This is a genomic window from Pacificispira sp. HM-600 (genome assembly GCF_977993705.1).
In genome coordinates, this window is sequence record NZ_OZ388079.1 from 3271856 (window position 1) to 3292365 (window position 20510).

At 67.1% G+C, this 20510-nt stretch carries 17 protein-coding genes; 10 read left to right on the top strand and 7 right to left on the bottom strand.

Going from position 1 to position 20510, the window contains the following annotated elements:
* The first annotated feature begins 14 nt into the window (after positions 1–14).
* Complete coding sequence (locus ACXZ1E_RS15650; RefSeq protein ID WP_036295075.1) at positions 15–701, top strand: ATP-dependent Clp protease proteolytic subunit; 687 nt, start codon at positions 15–17, stop codon at positions 699–701.
* A 113-nt stretch (positions 702–814) separates the two neighbouring features.
* Positions 815–2083 carry an ATP-dependent Clp protease ATP-binding subunit ClpX gene (gene clpX, locus ACXZ1E_RS15655; protein WP_458041363.1) on the top strand — a complete coding sequence of 423 codons (1269 nt, stop codon included), beginning with the start codon at positions 815–817 and terminating at the stop codon, positions 2081–2083.
* Between the two features lie 90 nt (positions 2084–2173).
* Here the strand turns inward: clpX and ACXZ1E_RS15660 are convergent, their stop codons facing one another.
* The 3 genes from ACXZ1E_RS15660 to valS form a co-directional block, all read right to left on the bottom strand.
* Positions 2174–4231 carry a M3 family metallopeptidase gene (locus ACXZ1E_RS15660; protein ID WP_458041364.1) on the bottom strand — a complete coding sequence of 686 codons (2058 nt, stop codon included), beginning with the start codon at positions 4229–4231 and terminating at the stop codon, positions 2174–2176.
* Between the two features lie 143 nt (positions 4232–4374).
* Positions 4375–4623: a hypothetical protein gene (locus tag ACXZ1E_RS15665; protein ID WP_458041365.1), complete on the bottom strand. Its 249-nt coding sequence runs from the start codon at positions 4621–4623 to the stop codon at positions 4375–4377.
* A 1-nt stretch (position 4624) separates the two neighbouring features.
* Complete coding sequence (valS, locus tag ACXZ1E_RS15670; RefSeq protein ID WP_458041366.1) at positions 4625–7195, bottom strand: valine--tRNA ligase; 2571 nt, start codon at positions 7193–7195, stop codon at positions 4625–4627.
* Between the two features lie 281 nt (positions 7196–7476).
* On the opposite strand from valS, the gene ACXZ1E_RS15675 reads away from it, so the two are divergent.
* Entirely contained in the window at positions 7477–8298 is an 822-nt protein-coding gene (locus tag ACXZ1E_RS15675; RefSeq protein ID WP_458041367.1) for a DUF559 domain-containing protein, read from the top strand.
* Positions 8299–8301: 3 nt separating this feature from the next.
* Here the strand turns inward: ACXZ1E_RS15675 and ACXZ1E_RS15680 are convergent, their stop codons facing one another.
* A complete protein-coding gene (locus ACXZ1E_RS15680) occupies positions 8302–8838 on the bottom strand; it encodes a GNAT family N-acetyltransferase (protein ID WP_458041368.1) in 537 nt (178 codons plus the stop codon).
* A gap of 5 nt (positions 8839–8843) precedes the next feature.
* Positions 8844–9503, bottom strand: a complete 660-nt coding sequence (locus ACXZ1E_RS15685) for a pentapeptide repeat-containing protein (RefSeq protein ID WP_458041369.1) — start codon at positions 9501–9503, stop codon at positions 8844–8846.
* 408 nt (positions 9504–9911) lie between these two features.
* Here ACXZ1E_RS15685 and ileS point away from each other — a divergent pair, with 408 nt between their 5' ends.
* From ileS to ndk, 4 genes are read left to right on the top strand one after another with little or no spacing between them, the layout of a single operon-like run.
* Positions 9912–13352, top strand: coding sequence for an isoleucine--tRNA ligase (gene ileS, locus ACXZ1E_RS15690; RefSeq protein WP_458041370.1), 3441 nt, complete (start codon positions 9912–9914; stop codon positions 13350–13352).
* Positions 13349–14731 carry a bifunctional folylpolyglutamate synthase/dihydrofolate synthase gene (locus ACXZ1E_RS15695; RefSeq protein ID WP_458041371.1) on the top strand — a complete coding sequence of 461 codons (1383 nt, stop codon included), beginning with the start codon at positions 13349–13351 and terminating at the stop codon, positions 14729–14731. Before ileS ends, ACXZ1E_RS15695 begins: the two co-directional genes overlap by 4 nt.
* Positions 14728–15135, top strand: coding sequence for a DUF4233 domain-containing protein (locus ACXZ1E_RS15700; RefSeq protein ID WP_458041372.1), 408 nt, complete (start codon positions 14728–14730; stop codon positions 15133–15135). Before ACXZ1E_RS15695 ends, ACXZ1E_RS15700 begins: the two co-directional genes overlap by 4 nt.
* Positions 15132–15548 carry a nucleoside-diphosphate kinase gene (gene ndk, locus ACXZ1E_RS15705; RefSeq protein WP_458041373.1) on the top strand — a complete coding sequence of 139 codons (417 nt, stop codon included), beginning with the start codon at positions 15132–15134 and terminating at the stop codon, positions 15546–15548. Before ACXZ1E_RS15700 ends, ndk begins: the two co-directional genes overlap by 4 nt.
* A gap of 167 nt (positions 15549–15715) precedes the next feature.
* Here ndk and ACXZ1E_RS15710 read toward each other — a convergent pair whose 3' ends face one another.
* Positions 15716–16321, bottom strand: coding sequence for a vitamin K epoxide reductase family protein (locus ACXZ1E_RS15710; RefSeq protein WP_458041374.1), 606 nt, complete (start codon positions 16319–16321; stop codon positions 15716–15718).
* Positions 16322–16638: 317 nt separating this feature from the next.
* Here ACXZ1E_RS15710 and ACXZ1E_RS15715 point away from each other — a divergent pair, with 317 nt between their 5' ends.
* Positions 16639–19305, top strand: a complete 2667-nt coding sequence (locus tag ACXZ1E_RS15715; protein ID WP_458041375.1) for an Rne/Rng family ribonuclease — start codon at positions 16639–16641, stop codon at positions 19303–19305.
* Positions 19306–19404: 99 nt separating this feature from the next.
* Here the strand turns inward: ACXZ1E_RS15715 and ACXZ1E_RS15720 are convergent, their stop codons facing one another.
* The gene (locus tag ACXZ1E_RS15720) at positions 19405–19683 is read right to left on the bottom strand and encodes a DUF4031 domain-containing protein (RefSeq protein ID WP_458041376.1); all 279 of its coding nucleotides are present in this window, start codon (positions 19681–19683) and stop codon (positions 19405–19407) included.
* A gap of 234 nt (positions 19684–19917) precedes the next feature.
* Here ACXZ1E_RS15720 and rplU point away from each other — a divergent pair, with 234 nt between their 5' ends.
* Positions 19918–20226 (top strand): 50S ribosomal protein L21, encoded by a 309-nt coding sequence (gene rplU, locus ACXZ1E_RS15725; protein WP_198517648.1) that lies wholly within the window; start codon positions 19918–19920, stop codon positions 20224–20226.
* 16 nt (positions 20227–20242) lie between these two features.
* Positions 20243–20500 carry a 50S ribosomal protein L27 gene (rpmA, locus tag ACXZ1E_RS15730; protein ID WP_304689720.1) on the top strand — a complete coding sequence of 86 codons (258 nt, stop codon included), beginning with the start codon at positions 20243–20245 and terminating at the stop codon, positions 20498–20500.
* The last annotated feature ends 10 nt before the right edge of the window (positions 20501–20510 follow it).

Here is a 20510-nt window from a genome sequence, read left to right on the forward strand (position 1 = left end):
AAGGAAGCATGAATATGGACATCCCCACCTTCGGCTCGGCCGCGGCAGAGGGTCTCGCGCATCGCGGACTCCAGGCTCCCGGATCGCGCTACATCCTGCCCCAGTTCGAGGAGCGCACGGCCTACGGCTACAAGCGTCAGGACCCGTACAACAAGCTGTTCGAGGACCGCGTCATCTTCCTGGGTGTTCAGGTCGACGACGCCTCGGCGGATGACGTCATGGCCCAGCTTCTGGTGCTCGAGAGCCAGGATCCCGACCGCGACATCATCATGTACATCAACTCGCCCGGTGGTTCGTTCACCGCGATGACGGCGATCTACGACACCATGCAGTACGTGTCGCCGCAGATCCAGACCGTCGTGCTCGGTCAGGCGGCCTCGGCCGCCGCCGTGCTGCTCGCGGCCGGTGCCCCCGGCAAGCGTCTCGCGCTGCCGAACGCGCGCATCCTGATCCACCAGCCCGCCATGGGCGAGGCGGGGCACGGGCAGGCGTCCGACATCGAGATTCAGGCTGCCGAGATCCTGCGCATGCGCACCTGGCTCGAGGACACCCTGGCCAAGCACAGCAACAAGACGCGCGAAGAGGTCAACCGCGACATCGATCGCGACAAGATCCTGAGCGGTGTCGACGCCGTCGCGTACGGCCTCGTCGACCAGGTTCTGACGACACGCAAGCGCGTTCCCGCGGCACTCACCAAGTAGTCCAGGGCCGGCTCGCCCCGGCATCGGGTCAATACGACCGGATGTCGGGGCGAGTTGTTAGGCTCGCACTATTGTCCCGCCCGGTTGTCCGGGCATGCATGAGGAGGAGCCCGATGGCCCGCATCGGCGAAAGCGCAGACCTGTTCAAGTGCTCCTTCTGTGGCAAGAGCCAGAAGCAGGTCGTGCAGTTGATCGCCGGTCCCGGCGTCTACATCTGCGACGAGTGCGTCGAGCTCTGCAACGAAATCATCGAAGAGCGGATGGCCGAGGCTGGCACTGGTGTCGTCTCGGACTTCGAACTTCCCAAGCCGCGTGAGATCTTCTCGTTCCTCGAGGAGTACGTCGTCGGGCAGCAGGATGCCAAGCGCGCCCTGTCCGTCGCCGTCTACAACCACTACAAGCGCGTGCGTGCGCACGGCACGATCCAGTCGGCCGAGCAGCGTGCCGAAGAGGTTGAGATCGCGAAGAGCAACATCCTGCTCCTCGGCCCCACGGGTTGCGGCAAGACGTACCTCGCTCAGACGCTCGCGAAGCGCCTGAACGTTCCCTTCGCGGTCGCAGACGCGACCGCTCTAACGGAGGCCGGATACGTCGGCGAAGACGTCGAGAACATCCTGCTGAAGCTCCTCCAGGCCGCGGACTTCGACACCAAGCGCGCCGAGACGGGCATCATCTACATCGACGAGGTCGACAAGATCGCCCGCAAGGCTGAGAACCCCTCGATCACGCGGGATGTCTCGGGCGAGGGTGTGCAGCAGGCTCTCCTGAAGATTCTCGAGGGCACCGTCGCCTCGGTTCCGCCGCAGGGCGGACGCAAGCACCCGCACCAGGAGTTCATCCAGATCGACACGACGAATGTTCTGTTCATCGTCGCTGGCGCGTTCGCGGGGCTCGAAGAAATCATCTCGTCACGCGTCGGTCGGCACGGTGTGGGCTTCGGTGCCCGTCTGCACGAAAAGGACGACGACCAGAACCTCTTCAGTGAGGTCCTGCCGGAAGACCTGCACAAGTTCGGCCTCATCCCCGAATTCATCGGCCGTCTGCCCGTCGTGGCATCCGTGTCCCAGCTCGACCGTGAGGCGCTCATCGAGATCCTCACCGGCCCGCGCAACGCTCTCGTGAAGCAGTACCAGCGCATGTTCGAGCTCGACGGCGTCGAACTGGAGTTCGAACGCGACGCGCTGGACGCCATCGCCGAGCTCGCGGTCGGCCGCAAGACCGGTGCCCGAGGTCTACGAGCGATCCTCGAGGACGTTCTCGGGCCGATCATGTTCGACATCCCGTCATCCGAGAACGTCGCGAAGGTCATCGTCACCCGCGCCGCGGTCGACGAGGGTGCCGAGCCGACCCTGATCATGAACCGCGCGAAGAAGAGCGCCTAGCCCTTCCGGCGTTTCGTCTCGCCTGCGGCTCGCTCAACGACCGGGTGCCGGTCATTGAGCGAGCCCGCAGGGCCGAGACGAAATGACGACTCAGGCGTCGAGGCCCCGACGCGAGAGCAGGGGCTGGATGTCGGCATCCCGGCCCCGGAAGTCGCGGTAGGCCTCGAGTGGGTCCTGGGAGCCGCCCACACCCAGCAGACGCTGGCGGAATCGGTCGCCGTTGTCGCGGCGCAGACCCCCGTGCGTGCGGAACCACTGCACGGTGTCGGCGTCGAGTACCTCGCTCCAGATGTAGGAGTAGTACCCGGCGCTGTAGCCGCCCGAGAAGACGTGGGCGAAGTAGGTCGAGGCGTAGCGCGGCGGTACGGCCGGCAGATCGAGCCCGATGTTGGCCAGCGTCGCGCTCTCGAAGTCGGCCACAGAGGTGACGGATTCGGCCGCGCTCTCGGAGAGGGAGTGCCAGGCCTGATCGAGCCAGGTCGCGGCGAGGTATTCGCTCGTCGCAAAGCCCTGGTTGAAGGTCTCGGTCGAGCGGAGCCGGTCGACGATGTCTTCCGGCAGGGGCTCGCCCGTCTCGACGTGCCGAGCGTAGTTACGGAGAACCTCGGGCCACAGAATCCACATCTCATTGACCTGGCTCGGGAACTCCACGAAGTCGCGATGCACGTTCGTCCCCGCGAAATGCGGATAGGTAACGGTGGCGAACAGGCCGTGCAGCGCGTGCCCGAATTCGTGGAAGAGCGTCGTGACCTCGTCGAGCGTGAGGAGCGTCGGCAGGCCCGCACCGGGCTTGGACACGTTGAGGTTGTTGACAACGACTGCGCGCGTGCCGCGGAGGGCGGACTGCGACACGATCGAGTTCATCCATGCGCCACCGCGCTTGGAATCGCGCGTGTACAGGTCGAGGACGAAGAGCCCGACGGGGGAGCTGTCCTCGTTGAGGACTTCGAACACCCGCGCTTCGGGGTGGTACGCCCGCAGGTCGGCCCGCTCGATAAACCGCACCCCGTAGAGCTGCTCGGCCGCGTAGAAAACGCCATCCTGCAGCACGCGCTCGGCCTCGAACCAGGGGCGGAGCGCCGCCGTGTCGATGTCGTAGTGCGCCGTGCGCACCTTCTCGGTATAGAACGCCCAGTCATGCGCTTCGATCGCGAACGGCTCGGGCTCGGCATCCGCGAGTACCTGCAGTTCTGCGCGCTCGCGTTCGGCATTTCGCGCGGCCGGGACGGCGAGGCGGCGCAGCAGCTCGTGCACGGCTTCGGGCGACCCGGCCGTTTCGTCGGCGGTGATGTAGGCGGCGTGCGATTCGTAGCCGAGCAACGCGGCCCGTTCGGCGCGAAGACGCACGATCTCGGTGAGGACGGCACCGTTGTCGTTCGCGTTTCCGCGGTTTCCGCGCGAGCGGGATGCATCCGTGATCCGGCGACGGCTCTCGCGGTTCGTCAGGACCGAGAGGTACGGATGCCCCGTGAACAGCGTCAACGTGATCGCGTACGCGCCCTCCCGCCCGCGGTCGGCTGCCGCCTGCGCCGCGGCCGAGATCTCGCCCTCGCTGAGGCCATCGAGCTCCGTCGGGTCCTCGAAGATGACGGCGAGGTCGTTCGTGTCGGCGAGCAGATTCTTCTCGAAGGTTGTGGTGAGCACCGAGAGCCGCTGGTTGAGCGTCGTCAGTCGTGCCTTGGCCCCGGCATCCAGTCCCGCACCGGCGTGGTTCATCTCACGGTGGTGGCGCTCGACGAGGAACTTCTGCTCGGCATTCAGGTCGAGGTCATCGATCTGTTCGAGGATCGCCGAGATGCGATCGAAGAGTGCGCCGTCGAGCTGAATCGCGTCCTGATGCGCCGCCATGAGAGGTGCGAGCGTCTCTTCGATCTCTTGAATCTCGGGCGTGGCATCCGCCGATGACACCGTGTAGAACGTGTGGGCGACGCGGCCGAGCAGCTCTCCGCTCTGCTCCAGCGCGATCAGCGTGTTCTCGAAACTGGGCGTTTCGGCGTCCGCCGTGATGGCGTCGATCTCGGCGCGCTGGGCGGCGAAACCCTGCTCGAAGGCGGGCAGATAGTGCTCGGGCAGGATGGCCGCGTAATCGGGCAATTCGTACGGGAGGAGGCTGGGGGAGAGCAGGGGATTCGAGACATCAGAGGCCATTGATCCAGCGTATCCCGGCATCCGTCGGACCCTTCGACAGGCTTTGGGGTCGTCGGTGCGCTCACGGGATCGACCACGGTCGCCAACGTCTCCTCACGGTCGCTGAGCCCGTCGAAGCGACTCGCTGTGCGCGGCGATCCGGATCAGCCGAATTCGTCGTCCGGGTCGTGACGCACGACGGCCTCACCGTCGGCGTTCAGCTCGACGATGACACCCGAGTCCATCTCCGCGATCGGGCGTCCCTCGAGCCACGTCAGAGTCCAGCGCGACTTCGGCGCTCCGGCCTGAGCGGGGCCGGTGGCCTCTTCGACCTGAGTGATCGCGTCGCGAAGAGCTGCGGGTACGGCAGCGGGCGGCTCGTCTCCCGCCGTCCATCGGGTTCCGAGTTGCATGTCAGACCTCCGGTGCCAGTTCGATGGACGAGACCCGAGTGGTCTCGCCCGCGATGAATTCGATGTTCTCGATGCGGCCGACGGCACGCAGATCACCCTCGGCCAGGCGCAGCGCGGCGATGGTCGCATCCGTGCCCTCGATCGTCGCCTGCGCAACAGGGGTCTTCTGCGAGGCCTTCGCCTCGGTCTTGGCGCGACGGATGCCCGTCAGGGCCTCGCTCGCGGCGACAAGTACCGCGGGGTCGCCGGGGCGATCCATCGCGCTCGGCCACGGGCTGGTGTGCACCGACTCGTCGTGGAACCACGACCACGCCTCTTCCGCCGCGAACACGAGCACGGGTGAGAAAAGCGCGAGCAGCGTCTCGAGAGCGATGCGCAGCGCGAGAGCCGCCGACGCCTGACCCTCGTTCGTGCGGTCGTATGCGCGCTCCTTGACGAGCTCGAGGTAATCGTCGCAGAACGTCCAGAAGAACGACTCTGTCACTTCCAGCGCGCGGGCGTGGTCGTAGTTCTCCAGCGCCTTCGTGGCGTCGCGGACGACGCCGTCGAGGGTGGCCAGCATCGAGGCATCCAGTGCGTGCGTCACCTCGGCGCCCTCGGGAACCGGGAACGACAGCACGAACTTCGCCGCGTTCAGCACCTTGATCGCGAGGCGTCGCCCGATCTTGATCTGCGTCGGGTTCTGCGGGTCGAAGGCGGCGTCGGTGCCGAGCCGGCTGGATGCCGCCCAGTACCGGACCGCATCCGAACCGTGCTGGTCGAGGATGTCGGCGGGCGTGACGACGTTGCCCTTCGACTTCGACATCTTCTTGCGGTCGGGGTCGACGATGAAGCCCGAGATCGCGGCATCCGTCCAGGGCGCGCGGCCGTCCTCAAGCGCGCTGCGGAGCAGAGTCGAGAAGAGCCAGGTGCGGATGATGTCCTGGCCCTGGGGGCGCAGATCGAACGGCGCCACGAGGTTCCAGAGTTCGGGATCGCGCTCCCAGCCGCCCGCGAGCTGTGGAGTCAGCGATGAGGTAGCCCAGGTGTCGAAGATGTCGAGCTCGGGGGTGAAGCCACCCGGCACGTCGCGCTGGTCGGCGGTGTAGCCCGGTGGCACATCGGTCGAAGGGTCGACCGGCAGCTGGCTGGCGTCGGGGGTCAGCACGCGGTCGTCGTCGCGCTCACCGTTCTCGTCGAGGGGGTACCAGACGGGGATCGGCACGCCGAAGAAGCGCTGGCGCGACACGAGCCAGTCGCCCGTGAGGCCATTCACCCAGTTCTCGTACCGCACCCGCATGAAGTCGGGGTGCCACGAGATCTCCTTGCCCAGGGCGAGAAGCTTCTCGCGCAGCTCGGCGTCACGGGCGCCGTTGCGCAGATACCACTGGCGTGTCGAGACGATCTCGAGGGGCCGATCGCCCTTCTCGAAGAACTTCACGGCGTGCGTGAAGGGCCGCGGGTCGCCGATCATCTCGCCGGACTCGGCGAGCAGCTCGACGATGCGCTTCTTGGCGCTGAACACGGTCTTGCCCGCGAGTTCCGCATACGCCGCCTTCGCGGCATCCTTCTGGAGCGCCTCGGGGGCCTCGGCGATGATGCGGCCGTCGCGGCCGATGATCGTGCGGTTGGGCAGGTCGAGCTCACGCCACCAGATGATGTCGGTCACATCGCCGAACGTACAGATCATGGCGATGCCCGAGCCCTTGTCTTTCTGGGCGAGCGGATGCGCGAGCACCGGCACCTCGACACCGAACAGCGGGCTCGTCACGGTCGTGCCGAACAGCGGCTGGTACCGCTCGTCATCCGGGTGCGCCACGAGCGCAACGCACGCGGCCAGCAGTTCGGGGCGCGTGGTCTCGATGAAGACGTCCCCCGTGCCGTCCGCCTTGTGAAAGGCGAGGCGGTGGTACGCGGCGGGCTGGTCACGGTCTTCGAGCTCGGCCTGGGCGATCGCCGAGCGGAAGTCGACGTCCCACAGCGTTGGCGCGAGGGCGCGGTAGGCCTCGCCGCGCTCGAGGTTCTTGAGAAACGCGAGCTGGCTCGTGCGGATCGTGTCGTCCGAGATCGTGCGGTACGTCTGGGTCCAGTCGACGCTCAGTCCGAGATTTCGCCAGAGCGCCTCGAAGGTCTTCTCGTCCTCGACGGTGAGGCGCTCGCACAGCTCGATGAAGTTGCGGCGGCTGATCGGGACCTGGTCGGCGGCCTTGCTCGACTTGTTGTCGCCGCCCTCGAACGGGGGCGTGAAGTCGGCGTCGTAGGGGAGCGTGGGGTCGCAGCGCACGCCGTAATAGTTCTGCACGCGGCGCTCGGTCGGCAGGCCGTTGTCGTCCCAACCCATGGGGTAGAACACGGTCTTGCCGCGCATCCGCTCGAACCGCACCGTGACGTCGGTGTGCGTGTAGCTGAACACGTGGCCGATGTGCAGGCTCCCGGACGCCGTCGGCGGGGGAGTGTCGACGCTGTAGACGCCCTGACGGCTGGATGCCTGGGCCGCTGCACGATCGAAGAGATAGGTGCCCGAGGCATCCCACTTCGCATCCCACTTGTTTTCGAGGCCCTCGAGAGCCGGCTTGTCGGGTACTTCGGCCATGGGTGTCTCCTCGATATGTGCGGCACGGTGTGTGCGTGCCTGAGTGTGGGGATGTTCGCTCAGTTTATCGCGCGGGCTGGGCGCGCTGCGCGTTCACTCGGGAGGATCTGGTCGCTCGGGAGGATCGATATGCGCGCATCCGTCCTCCTGAATAACCAGATCCTCCCGAACGAACGGCGGCTCCGGTGCGGGGAGTCCTCCACAGGGTCAGGAGCGGCGCGTAGTCCACGATTCAGGAGAGGATGCCTCGGCGCCAGCGCGCTGAGATGTCGAATGGGTTGATGGATGTGGTGTCGTTCGTGCGGGCGCGGGGTGGCGTGGTTCGCTCCGAGGTGCTTCGCCGTGCAGGAGCCACCAGTCGTCAGCTGACGACCGCCGTGGCCGATGGGCGACTCTTGAGGCCGCGCCGCGGGTGGCTCGCCGCTCCGGGAGCGGATGCCGACCTGATCGCCGCCGCCCGAAACGGTGTCGTACTGACCTGCATCACGCAGGCACGGCGACTCGGTCTATGGGTGCTCGAGAATGACCGGCCACATGTCGGTGCGCCACGGCACGCGGGCAATGTGAGGGTGCCCGCGGCAACGATGCACTGGCACAAGCCGGTCGTGCCGAGGCATCCGGATGCGCTCGAGGATCCGATTGAGAACGTGCTCGCGCTCGTTGCCGCGTGCCAGCCGTATGAGTCGGCGCTTGCCATCTGGGAGTCGGCACTGAACAAGCAGCTGGTCGAGCCGGATGCGCTCAGACGGATGCCTCTGCCCGCCGCCGCTCGCAAACTTCTCGAACACGCGAGCCCCTGGTCGGACTCGGGGATCGAGACATTCGTCGTGCCGCGGCTGCGGTGGCTGAGGTTGCCGCTGCGACGTCAGACCTGGATCGCGGGACACCGGGTTGATCTGCTCATCGGGGACCGACTCGTGCTGCAGATCGACGGCGGGCACCACGTGGGCCCGCAGCGCGAACAAGACATCGCGCACGATGCGGCGTTGCGGCTGCTCGGCTACCACGTGATCCGCGTCGGCTACTGGCAGGTCCTGAATGGATGGGCGGAGGTGCAGGAGATGCTCATGCGCGCCGTGGCCCAGCGACTACACGTGGTGTGACGGCTACGAGCTCGAGAGCCCCGCCCATCGATCACGCGACACGGCAAACGCGAGGTGCGGCATGTCGATATCCCGATAGCGCGTGATGAAGCGGCGGCGCACGGTCATGCCGAGCCGGATCGCGACGTTCATGGACGCGAGATTCGTGTCGCGCACCTTCGCGTACACAGCGTCGACATCCAGCGTCGCGAAAGCCCAGTCGATGCTCGCTCGCGCCGCCTCGGTTGCATAGCCTTGGTGCCAGTGGTCTCGGGCGAGGTGGTAGCCAACCTCGATCACCGCGTCATCCTCGATCTTCTGTGTCGTGATGCCGCAGTCGCCGATCACCTCGCCGGTCGCCTGCAGCACCACGGCCCAGAGACCGAAGCCGTCCGTGACGTACCGCTCCCTCTGGCGCTGGATCCAGACGTGCGTCTCGTCGAGATCGAACCCGTGCTCGTAGGCCGCCATTGCAATCGGGTCGCCGAGCGCGCGGTGCAGGGCTGAGGCATCCGTCTCTGCAAGATCGCGGAGAAGCAGCCACGGGGTCTCGAGCAGCACGGGTGTCAGTCCTTGACCTGAATGCCGAGGGCTGCGGCGAACGCCGCGGCCATGCTTTCGACCTGCGTGGAATCGAGGGTCGTCCCGCGAAGAGCCGTTGCGTCGGTGAGTGACAGCATCTCGAGCCCGCGAAGGTCGACGTCCGTAGCGCGGAGCCCGCGCACATCCACCTCATCGCCGCGGGTGTCGTCGAACCGCACGCGGGTCGCTGTCGCCTGCGGCAGATCGAGGCTGCCGATCACGCAGTTGGCGACGAGCAGGTCTTCTATCCGTGCGCCGCCGAGTGAGAGATAGTCGATGCGGATGCCGCGAAGCTCGACCTCGTCGAGGTCGGCGGTGGCGAGATCCAGGGTGCCGATACGCCCGCCTACAACCCGCACTCGGCGGAGCCGCGCCCCGCGCGCAGAGATCGTCGTGGCACGCAACTGGTCGATGTCGACATCCACAACGCTCGCCCCTGTCAGGGTGAGCGCATCGACGGATGCCCTGAAGAAGCGGCACTCGGAGATCTCGGAGTGCGAGGCATCCGTTGTCTCCTCCAGCGCCGTGAACGACTGCTGGAAGTGTTCGGCGCCCCGACGCAGGCCGGGCGCGACAGTCAACTCGCGGGGGAGATCGGGCGGCGAAACCCTCGGTGCGAACGGATGTTCTTCGCGTCGGGCCATCCGTCGACGCTATCGCGAGACGCGGGTGGGACGTCCCGCCCCCGTACATCCGAGAGGTTCAATCGCAGCCAACGCTGGCCCACCGGACACATCCGGGGTATGGCGCCCCAAGACTCCTCTCAGATGTTCACCGGGCGCCCGCACGGTCGCCGCTTGCTCCGGGTAGACTGGCGGCACGAGCATTGATCCGGCCATCACCGGGGAGCTCTCGGAAGAACAGGACCCCGCCGTCACGATGGGGTCCTCAGTAGAACCGAGCGGGGCAGGCCCGTCACAGCCGCTGTGAAAGTGGCTGCGCATAGCGGCAAGCAGGGTGGTACCGCGGTTCGAGCGGCGAAGACTCCCGAAAGGGATCGGATCCGACGGGTCGTCCCGGCAGGAAGCACACGACAGCACCTGCGAGAAGCCATGACATACCCCCAGCCCTCAGCGTTCGGACCCGCCGCCGATGCGATCCCCGCGAGCCCCCGCTTTCCCGAGATCGAGCGCGAGGTGCTCGACTTCTGGCGCGACGATGACACATTCCGCGCGAGCATCGCGCAGCGTGACGGCAGCGAAGAGTGGGTCTTCTACGACGGCCCGCCGTTCGCCAACGGCCTGCCCCATTACGGGCACCTGCTCACCGGGTACGCCAAGGACCTCTTCCCGCGCTTCCAGACCATGCGCGGCAAGAAGGTCGACCGTGTCTTCGGGTGGGACACGCACGGACTGCCCGCCGAGCTCGAGGCGATGAAGCAGCTCGGCATCACCGAGAAGGCGCAGATCGAGGCCATGGGCATCGACACCTTCAACGCCAAGGCGCGTGAGTCCGTGCTGGCCTACACCCACGAGTGGCAGGACTACGTCACCCGCCAGGCGCGCTGGGTCGACTTCGGCAACGGCTACAAGACCCTCGACACCTCGTATATGGAGAGCGTGCTCTGGGCCTTCAAGACCCTGTACGACAAGGGCCTCGCGTACGAGGGCTACCGCGTGCTGCCGTACTGCTGGCGCGACGAGACGCCGCTGTCGACCCACGAGCTGCGCATGGACGACGACGTCTATCGGATGCGTCAGGACCCGTCCGTCACCGTCACGTTCCCCCTCGTCGGGTTGAAGGCCGAGGCGCTCGGTCTGACCGGCGTGCGAGCACTCGCCTGGACGACGACGCCGTGGACGCTGCCGACGAACATGGCGCTCGCCGTGGGTCCGGACATCCGGTACGTCGTCCTGCCTGCGGGCCCCGCGGGAGCCGCCGATGTGCACCGCACGCCGGATGGCGAAGCGGATGACCCGATCGAGGCATCCGCGCACCGCTACCTGCTGGCGGCCGACCTGCTCGCGGGCTACGCGAAGGATCTCGGCTACGAGAACGCCGCCGCCGCTGCCGAGGCCGTCGAGCGCGAGATCATGGGCGCGGAGCTCGCGGATGTCTCCTACGACCGGCTCTTCGACTACTACGCGGATGCGGAGATCTGGGGCACCGACAACGCGTGGCGGATCCTCGTCGACGATTACGTCACCACGACCGACGGCACGGGCATCGTCCACCAGGCGCCGGCCTACGGTGAGGACGACCAGCGGGTGAGCGAGGCCGCCGGCATCCCGACGATCCTGAGTCTCGACGACGGCGGGCGGTTCCTGCCCGCCGTGACGGATGTCGCGGGCGACCTGTGGATGGACGCCAACACGCCGCTCATCCGCGTGCTGCGCCAGGCCGGGCGCCTCGTTCGCGAGGCCAGCTACGAGCACTCGTATCCGCACTGCTGGCGCTGCCGGAACCCCCTGATCTACAAGGCCGTGTCGAGCTGGTTCGTGCGGGTCACGGACTTCCGCGATCGGCTGGTCGAGCTGAACGAAGACATCACCTGGGTGCCCGAAAACGTCAAGCACGGCCAATTCGGCAAGTGGGTCGAGGGCGCGCGCGACTGGTCGATCAGCCGCAACCGCTACTGGGGTTCGCCGATCCCGATCTGGAAGAGCGACGACCCCGAGCACCCGCGCGTCGACGCGTACGGTTCGCTCGAAGACATCGAGCGCGACTTCGGCAGACTGCCGCGGAACGAGGCGGGCGAGGTCGACCTGCACCGCCCGTACATCGACCAGCTCACGCGCCCGAACCCCGACGACCCGACCGGCCAGAGCACCATGCGCCGCATCGAGGACGTCCTCGACGTGTGGTTCGACTCGGGCTCGATGCCGTTCGCTCAGGTGCACTACCCGTTCGAGAACCGCGACTGGTTCGACACGCACGCCCCCGCCGACTTCATCGTCGAGTACATCGGGCAGACGCGCGGCTGGTTCTACGTCATGCACGTGCTCTCCGGTGCGCTGTTCGATCGCCCGGCGTTCAAGGCGGTGTCGGCGCACGGCATCGTGCTGGGCAGCGACGGACAGAAGATGTCGAAGTCGCTGCGCAACTATCCGGATGTCTCGGAGGTGCTCGACCGCGACGGATCCGACGCCATGCGCTGGTTCCTGATGTCGAGTTCGGTGCTGCGGGGTGGCAACCTCGTCGTGACGGAGGAGGGCATCCGCTCGGGCGTGCGGGAGTTCCTGCTGCCGCTCTGGAGCTCGTGGTACTTCTTCTCGACGTATGCGAACGCCGCCTTCGCTGGTGGCCCTTCGACAGGCTCAGGGACCGCGAGTGCAGGCTACGAAGCCTCGTGGCGCACCGACTCGACCGATGTGCTGGATCGATACATCCTGGCGCTACTCGGCGAACTCGTCCGAGATGTTGCGGCCGACCTCGAGGGTCTCGATTCGACGACCGCGGCCGCTCGCCTGCGCGACTTCGCCGAGGTGCTGACCAACTGGTACATCCGCCGCTCGCGGGACCGTTTCTGGGTGGGTGTCGACCCGTCCGACCCGACGACGACTGAGACATTCGACACCCTCTACACGGTGCTCGAGACCCTCACGCGCGTTGCGGCTCCGCTCATCCCGCTCGTCAGCGAGCGGGTGTGGCAGGGGCTGACGGGTGGGCGGAGCGTCCATCTGCAGGATTGGCCGGATGCCGACGCATTCCCCGCGGCCCCCGACATCCGAAAGGCCATGGATGCCGTCCGTGACGTCTCGAGCGTCGCGAACGCCCTGCGCAAGAAGGAGGGCAGGCGCGTACGGCTGCCCCTCCCTCGACTAACCGTTGTCGTGCCCGACGCGGCATCTCTCGCGCAGTTCGAAGCGATTTTGCTGGAAGAACTCAATGTGAAGTCCGTGCAGCTGGCGGAGCTGCGCCCGGAGTCGTACGACGAGTACGGACTCGGCCTGCGACTGGTGGTGAACGCGCGGGTCGCAGGGCCGAGGCTCGGCAAGCGCGTGCAGCAAGTCATCCAGGCCGCGAAGGCGGGGGCCTGGGTCGAGGACGATCGCGGAATCGTCGTGAAGACCGCTGACGGCGACGTCGTGCTGCAGCACGGCGAGGGGTCGCTCGACAGCGACACTTCGATAAGGCCCGAGGGAGAGGCCATCGGGTTGCTCGTCGCGACCGATGGTTTCGTCGTCCTCGACACGACCACGACGCCCGAGCTCGAGGCCGAAGGCCTGGCGCGCGACATGATCCGCGCGGTGCAAGACACCCGAAAGGCGGCCGGATTCGACGTCAGCGACCGCATCCACCTCGGCATCACGTTCGAGAACGATGCGGATGCACAGGCCGTTTCTGAGGGCTTCGAGTTGGCGGATGTCGCGGGCGAGACCCTCGCGGTTGAATACCTGCTCGGAACGAAGGACGACACGCTGCGCGGGTCGTCGCGCAGCTTCGCGGGCGATAAAGCAAAAGCGGAGCACCAGGCATCCTTCGCCGCGGGAGCCTTTGCGAACACCGGAGCATTCACCGTGGCCGTGACCCGAGCGGAAGGCCGCGCATGACCGACAACCTGCCCGAAGAGAGCACCCCGGAAGACGCCGCTCGAGCGGATGCCGTCTACGCGGCGCTGCTCGCGCGCGCCGGGGAGCGGTGGGTACAGCCGCGCAAGGAGCGCACCGCGCGCCTGCTCGATTACCTCGGCGATCCGCAGCGCACGTATCGCGTCGTGCACGTGACCGGCACGAACGGCAAGACGAGCACGAGCCGCATTATCGAGAGCCTGCTGCGCGCCCACGGGCTGCGGACGGGACTGTTCACGAGCCCGCACCTCGAGCGGTTCACCGAGCGGATCATGATCGATGGGTTCCCCGTGCTCGACGCCGCGGTGTCGGACGCGTGGGACGAAATGACGCCGTTCGTCGCACTCGTCGACGCCGAGCTCGTCGAGGCCGGCGAAGAGCCGCTGACGTTCTTCGAGCTGCTGACCGCGCTGGCCTTCGTCGCGTTCGCGGACGCTCCGATCGACGTCCTGGTGCTCGAAGTTGGCATGGGCGGGTCGTGGGACTCGACGAACACCGCGGACGGGGATGTCGCGGTGTTCGCCCCGATCGACCTCGACCACGCCGACCGACTCGGCGACACGATCGCGAAGATCGCCGAGGTCAAGTCCGGAATCATCAAGGACGGAGCGGCTGTTGTCTCGGCCCGCCAACCGGCCGAGGCCGCCGCGGTGCTGCGCGCAGCGGCCGCCGCCCGGGGCGCGACGATCGCGTTCGAGGGAGAAGACTTCGCGTTGACCTCTGATCGCCTCGCGGTCGGGGGGCAGCTGATCTCGGTCCGCGGACTCGTCGGCACCTACGACGATGAGTATCTGCCCCTCTATGGCGCCCACCAGGGCGCGAATGCGGCCCTCGCGATTGCGGCCGTCGAGTCCCTCATCGGGGGCGCGACACAGCCGATCGCGGGAGACATCCTGGCGGACGGCCTCGGTGCCGTGACGTCGCCCGGGCGCCTGCAACTGGTCGGCACGAACCCGACCGTGCTGGTCGACGCCGCGCACAACCCGCACGGTGCGCGCGCCCTGGCGGAGGCCCTGCGCGCCTCGTTCGACTTCGACGAGTGGGGCGTCGTCCTCGGTGTCCTCGGGGACAAGGATGCCGCGGGCATCGTCGCGGCTCTCACGCCCATCGCGACCGAGGTCTTCGTGACCGCGCCCGATTCCGACCGGGCCGACAGCCCCGACGCGCTCGCCGACATCGTCGAGGACGCGGGGCTGCACGCGAGCGTGCACCCGAACCTCGACGACGCGGCGGAGTCCGCGCGTGCCTGGGCCGCAGAATCCGCTCGTCGCGCCGTGATCGTCGCCGGATCGGTCGTGCTCGCGGGTGAGGCCGTGTCGCTCGCTGCGAGCGAGGGCTGGAAGAGCGGGGCAGCGTCGTGAGCGCCGCCCGGCAACCTCGACAGCGTCGCCCGCGCCCGAAGCGGAGTCTGACCGCTCAGCTCGCGTCGGTCGTTCTGGGGTTCGAGGCGATCATCGTCTTTCTGGGTGGGCTCGTGATCTTCGGCCTCAAGGTGCTTCCGGCAGGCATTCCCGACTGGTTCGGCATCGTGGCGGGGGCCGTCGTCGCTGTCGTGATGATCGCGACGACCGGATTCGTCGATAAACCGCGCGGGATCGCCACCGGCTGGGTGCTGCAGGTGATCGTCGCGCTGTCGGCGATCCTCGTTCCCGCCATGCTACTGATCGCCCTCATCTTCGGTGGCATGTGGGCGTACGCCACCATCCAAGGACCGAGAATCGAAGCACGAACGCGCGCTGCGGCGCCGGAAGGAGAAACACAATGATCACGGAAGAGACGCTCGTTCTCGTCAAGCCCGACGGTGTCGCACGAGGCCTGACCGGAGACATCCTGGCGCGTATCGAACGCAAGGGATATGCGCTCGTCGACATCAAGCTCGTCGAGCCCGACCGCGATCTGCTCGAGGCGCACTACGCCGAGCACGCCGGCAAGCACTTCTACGAGCCGCTGCTCGAGTTCATGATGTCGGGCCCGTCCGTCGCGATCCGCCTCGCCGGCAACCGTGTGATCGAGGGGTTCCGCTCGCTCGCCGGCACGACCGACCCCACCGGCGCGGCGCCCGGAACCATCCGCGGCGACTTCGGCCGCGACTGGGGCCTGGCCGTACAGCAGAACCTCGTGCACGGCTCGGACAGCCCCGAGTCGGCCGCACGCGAGCTCGGTATCTGGTTCGCCTGAACTGACTTCGAGGAGTCCAGCGGGTCACTTCGACAAGCTCAGTGACCCGGCCCAGCGGGTCACTTCGACAAGCTCAGTGACCCGGCCCAGCGGGTCACTTCGACAAGCTCAGTGACCGAGTCCGGCTGTTGAGCGAGCGTCGGCGAGTCGAAACGCGGATACTGCGCTCAGAACAGGTTGTTCAGCACGTCGAGGCGCAGCTGCGCCAGGATCGCGACGATCGCGTAGCTGACGACTGCCATCAGCGGCACCCATCCCATCAACGTGTCGGCAGCCTTGCGTACCCCGGACGGCACGGGCACGATCCCGGACCGGAAGATGTGCAGCGTCACGGCGAAGAACGTCGGGATCGTCACGAGCCAGGTCACCATGCACCACGGGCAGAGCGTGCCGAGAACGTAGATGCTCTGGCCGATCAGCCAGATGACGAAGCCGATCGCGAAAATCATCCCGACCTCGAACAACCACCAGAACCAGCGCGCGAAGCGTGCGCGGGCGAGGATGGCGACGCCGACGACGATGGGCGCAACCCATGCGCCGAGTCCGATCAGCGGGTTCGGGAACCCAAACACCATGCCCTGCCATGACTCGAGGTTGGCGCGGCACTGCACGAGGACGCTGAAGTCGCACGACAGCGACGCGTTCGGGTCGGCGAGCAGATGGATGCGTTCGAGCGTCAGTTGAAACGCGGCCCACCAGCCGATTACGCCCGCAATGATGAGCCAGACCGCGAGGGCGACGGGTCGGGTGTGCGTCTGGGAGGGCGTTGCCATGCATCGGATTATGACACCGGAGTCTGCGGGAACGGCGTGGGCACAGCCGGACAGAAGGACGCGTGAATCGTGACACGAGGGCGTCGCGCGCGGCGCGGGGCGGACATTCGCCCCCGGATGATGCGATAATGAGATCTAGATGCCTCGCCGGCCGCGCCGGACGGGTATCGACGAAGACTTCGGGCGATGATCGCCCTTCGCAGCACGAGCCACGGGCCTGCTGCAGACCGAGTGAGTTCGCGGCACCGCAGGTGCGGTGCTGCACGAGATTTCGCCAGGTGACGCGCGGATGTCGCCCGGCAGGGAGTGCGCCAGCGATGGCTGATGACAACAATGACAATGACCGCAACGACCTTCAGGAAGCGTCACCGGCCGAACCGCCGTTGACGCGCGTGGAGGACGCCCCGCAGAGCGAGGGTGCCCCTTCTGAGCCCGAAGGTGCCTCTTCTGAGCCCGAGGGTGCCTCTTCTGAGCCCGAGGGTGCCTCTTCTGAGCCCGAGGCTGCTCCGTCGCTCGACGAAGCAGCGCCCGCGACCGAAGAGGCCGCCCCGCAGACCGAGGAGCCTTCTGTCGAGCCAGAGTCGTCTGCGGCTGAGCCCGCGGCGCCCCAGGCTGAGCCCGCTGAGCCCGAGGCTGAGCCCGCAGAGCCCGAGGCGTCGGCGCCTGAGTCCGAAGCTCCCGCGGCGGAAGCATCCGAGGCTCGAGCGCAGCCTGAGTCCGCGCCCGAGCCGGAGTCCGCGCCCCAGCCGACTATTCCCACTGCGGTAGCGCTGGGACTGCTCCCCGAGGTCTTCGTGTCGCAGGTCTCGACCCAGCTCAAGTTCTATGCGCCCGAGATCGTGCCGCTTCCCGCGGCCCCGACAGGTCGGGACGAGCGCCCCGAGCGGGACGAGCGCCCCGAGCGGGACGAGCCTGACGAGCGCAACCCCCGCGAGTCCCAGGGCTCGTCGCGTCGGCGCAACCGCCGCCGTGCGGGCGAAGAGACCAACGAGCCGCAGGATGCATCCACGGTCGTCCGGGTGCGTCAGCCCCGCGCCGTCGAGGTCATCACCGAGCCGCAGCGCATCAAAGGCTCGACGCGCCTCGAGGCCAAGAAGCAGCGTCGGCGCGACGGCCGCGAGGCCGGTCGGCGTCGTACCGTCGTCACCGAGGCCGAATTCCTCGCCCGCCGTGAGGCCGTCGACCGAGACATGATCGTGCGTTCCAAGAACGGGCGCATCCAGATCGCCGTGCTCGAGGACAAGGTTCTCGTCGAGCACTACGTCGCCCGTAACCAGGACGCGTCGCTTATCGGCAACGTCTACCTCGGTCGCGTGCAGAACGTGCTGCCCAGCATGGAGGCCGCGTTCGTCGACATCGGTCGCGGACGCAACGCCGTGCTGTACTCCGGCGAGGTCGACTGGGATGCCGTCGAGACGGGCAACCAGCCGCGTCGTATCGAGCTCGCTCTGAAGTCCGGCGATCGCGTTCTCGTCCAGGTCACGAAGGATCCGGTCGGCCACAAGGGCGCCCGTCTGACGAGCCAGATTTCGCTGCCGGGCCGCTACCTCGTGTACGTGCCGGCGGGGTCGATGAACGGCATCTCGCGGAAGCTCCCCGACACCGAGCGGGCGCGCCTCAAGCGCATCCTCAAGGAAGTCCTGCCCGAGTCATCCGGTGTCATCGTCCGCACTGCGGCCGAGGGCGCGACGGAAGACCAGCTCACGCGCGACGTGCAGCGCCTCACGAGCCAGTGGGAGCACATCTCGTCGCAGCTCGAGAACGTGCAGGCGCCTGCTCTGCTGCACTCGGAGCCCGACCTCTTGGTCAAGATCGTGCGGGATGTCTTCAATGAAGACTTCACGAAGATGCTCATCCAGGGCGAAGAGGCGCAGCGGACCATCGAGGGTTACCTCGAATCCGTCGCCCCGGACCTGCTGGAGCGCATTCAGCCGTACGAGGGCGACCGCGATCCGTTCGATGAGTTCCGGGTGACGGAGCAGATCGAGAAGGCCCTGGACCGCAAGGTCTGGCTGCCCTCGGGCGGTTCGCTCGTGATCGACCGCACCGAAGCGATGACGGTCGTCGACGTCAACACCGGCAAGTTCGTCGGCTCGGGGGGAAACCTCGAAGAGACCGTCACGAAGAACAACCTCGAGGCTGCCGAAGAGATCGTTCGCCAGCTGCGGCTGCGCGACATCGGCGGCATCATCGTCGTCGACTTCATCGACATGGTGCTCGAGTCCAACCGCGACCTCGTGCTGCGACGCCTCGTGGAGTGCCTGAGCCGTGACCGCACGAAGCACCAGGTCGCCGAGGTCACCTCGCTCGGCCTCGTGCAGATGACCCGTAAGAAGCTGGGGCTCGGCCTGCTCGAGACGTTCAGCGAGAACTGCGAGGTCTGTGCGGGCCGCGGTGTGATCGTGCACCATGACCCCGTCGTCAAGCACCGCTCGTCGTCGTCCGCGCCGTCCAGCAACGGCGGGTCGAACCGTCGTCCGCGCGGTGGCAACAACGGGTCCAACAACGGCGGCAACGGCAACGGCGGCAACGGTGGAACCCACGTGATCACCGAGGGCGTCAAGTCGGCCCTCGCCCAGATCGCCGCGTCGACCTTGGGCGCCGCACCCGAAGCAGAGTCGACGGATGCGCCGGCCACCGCCGTCGCAACGGTCGAGGAAGTGCGCGAGACCATCGAGACTCTCGAGTCGCTCGAGATCGTCCTGCCCGAGGGCCCTGTCGCTCCGGTCGGCGACGGCGAGCGGAAGAAGCGCCGCAAGCGTCCGGAACAGCGCGGCGACCGCGCTGAGCGCGGGGGCGAGCGAGGCGACCAACGGTCCGAACAGCGTTCGGCCGCGCCGAAATCCGAGAAGGACCAGCTGCTCGACTCTGTGCTGCAGGCTCTGCCCGAGCCGAAGGCTCCGGGTCAGGGACGTCAGCGTCGTCGTGTGTCGACCGGGATCGTGACGGGCACGCCCGTCACCATGCCGAGCGCTGACGAGTAGGCATCCGAACTCGCTGCCGCTCGCTCAATGACCGACACCGTTCGTTGAGCGAGCGCTAGCGAGACGAAACGCACCTCAGCGTGTTCCGCTTCCGCTCGCTCAATGCCCGGGCGAGCGCCGCTCGCGCGCCGTGACGCGCAGCCCGGAGTTACGGAGCGCGTAGACGAGCTCGCGCGCCGTTACCTGGCGTGCACCGGCGGCGATGAGTCGTTCGACAGCTTCTTCGGGAACGTCGTAGTGGTCGAGATCGAACCCGCGGCGGGGGATGTTCTGGGCGGCGGCGAAGGCATGCAGCTCGTCGAGGTTGTCGTCGCTGATGAGGTGCGCCCACAGTCTTCCGTGGGCCGGCCATCGCGCCGTGTCGATCAGGATGGCCATTCGCAGATCTTATGCCGCGACGCGCGGGGTGGATGCTTTTGCCGCATCCGGTTCCGTCGGGTAGACTCGACCCTTGGTGCGTCACGTGCTGCCGCTTTGCGCGCGGCACGATCAGAGCGAAGCTTCCGCACCGCACCACGGGTAGTACGGAATCTCACGGGATACCGTGCCCCGCGGAGCAAAGACTTCCGTGACATTTGGAACTACAAGGTTCCCCAGAGAAACAGGTGTGAAGTGGTTTACGCAGTAGTGCGCGCCGGTGGCCGCCAGGAGAAGGTCGAGGTCGGCACGATCGTCGTGCTCGATCGCCAGAAGGCCAAGCTCGGCGACAAGATCGAGCTGCCCGCGGTGCTCCTGGTCGACGGAGACAACGTCACCACCGACGCCGACAAGCTGGCTCAGGTGACCGTCACCGCCGAGGTTCTCGGTGAGCTGCGCGGCCCCAAGATCATCATCCAGAAGTTCAAGAACAAGACCGGTTACAAGAAGCGCCAGGGGCACCGTCAGGACCTCACGCGCGTCAAGGTAACCGGCATCAAGTAAGCGCGGGAGATTCGAGATGGCACACAAAAAGGGCGCAAGCTCCACCCGTAACGGTCGCGACTCCAACTCCCAGCGGCTGGGCGTCAAGCGCTTCGGCGGCCAGGTCGTCAGCGCCGGCGAGATCATCGTCCGCCAGCGTGGAACGCACTTCCACCCGGGCGCCGGCGTGGGTCGCGGTGGCGACGACACGCTGTTCGCGTTGCAGGCCGGTTCGGTCGAGTTCGGCAAGAAGGGCGGCCGCAAGGTCGTCAACATCGTCGTCGCAGCGGAGTAACAGCGCGACA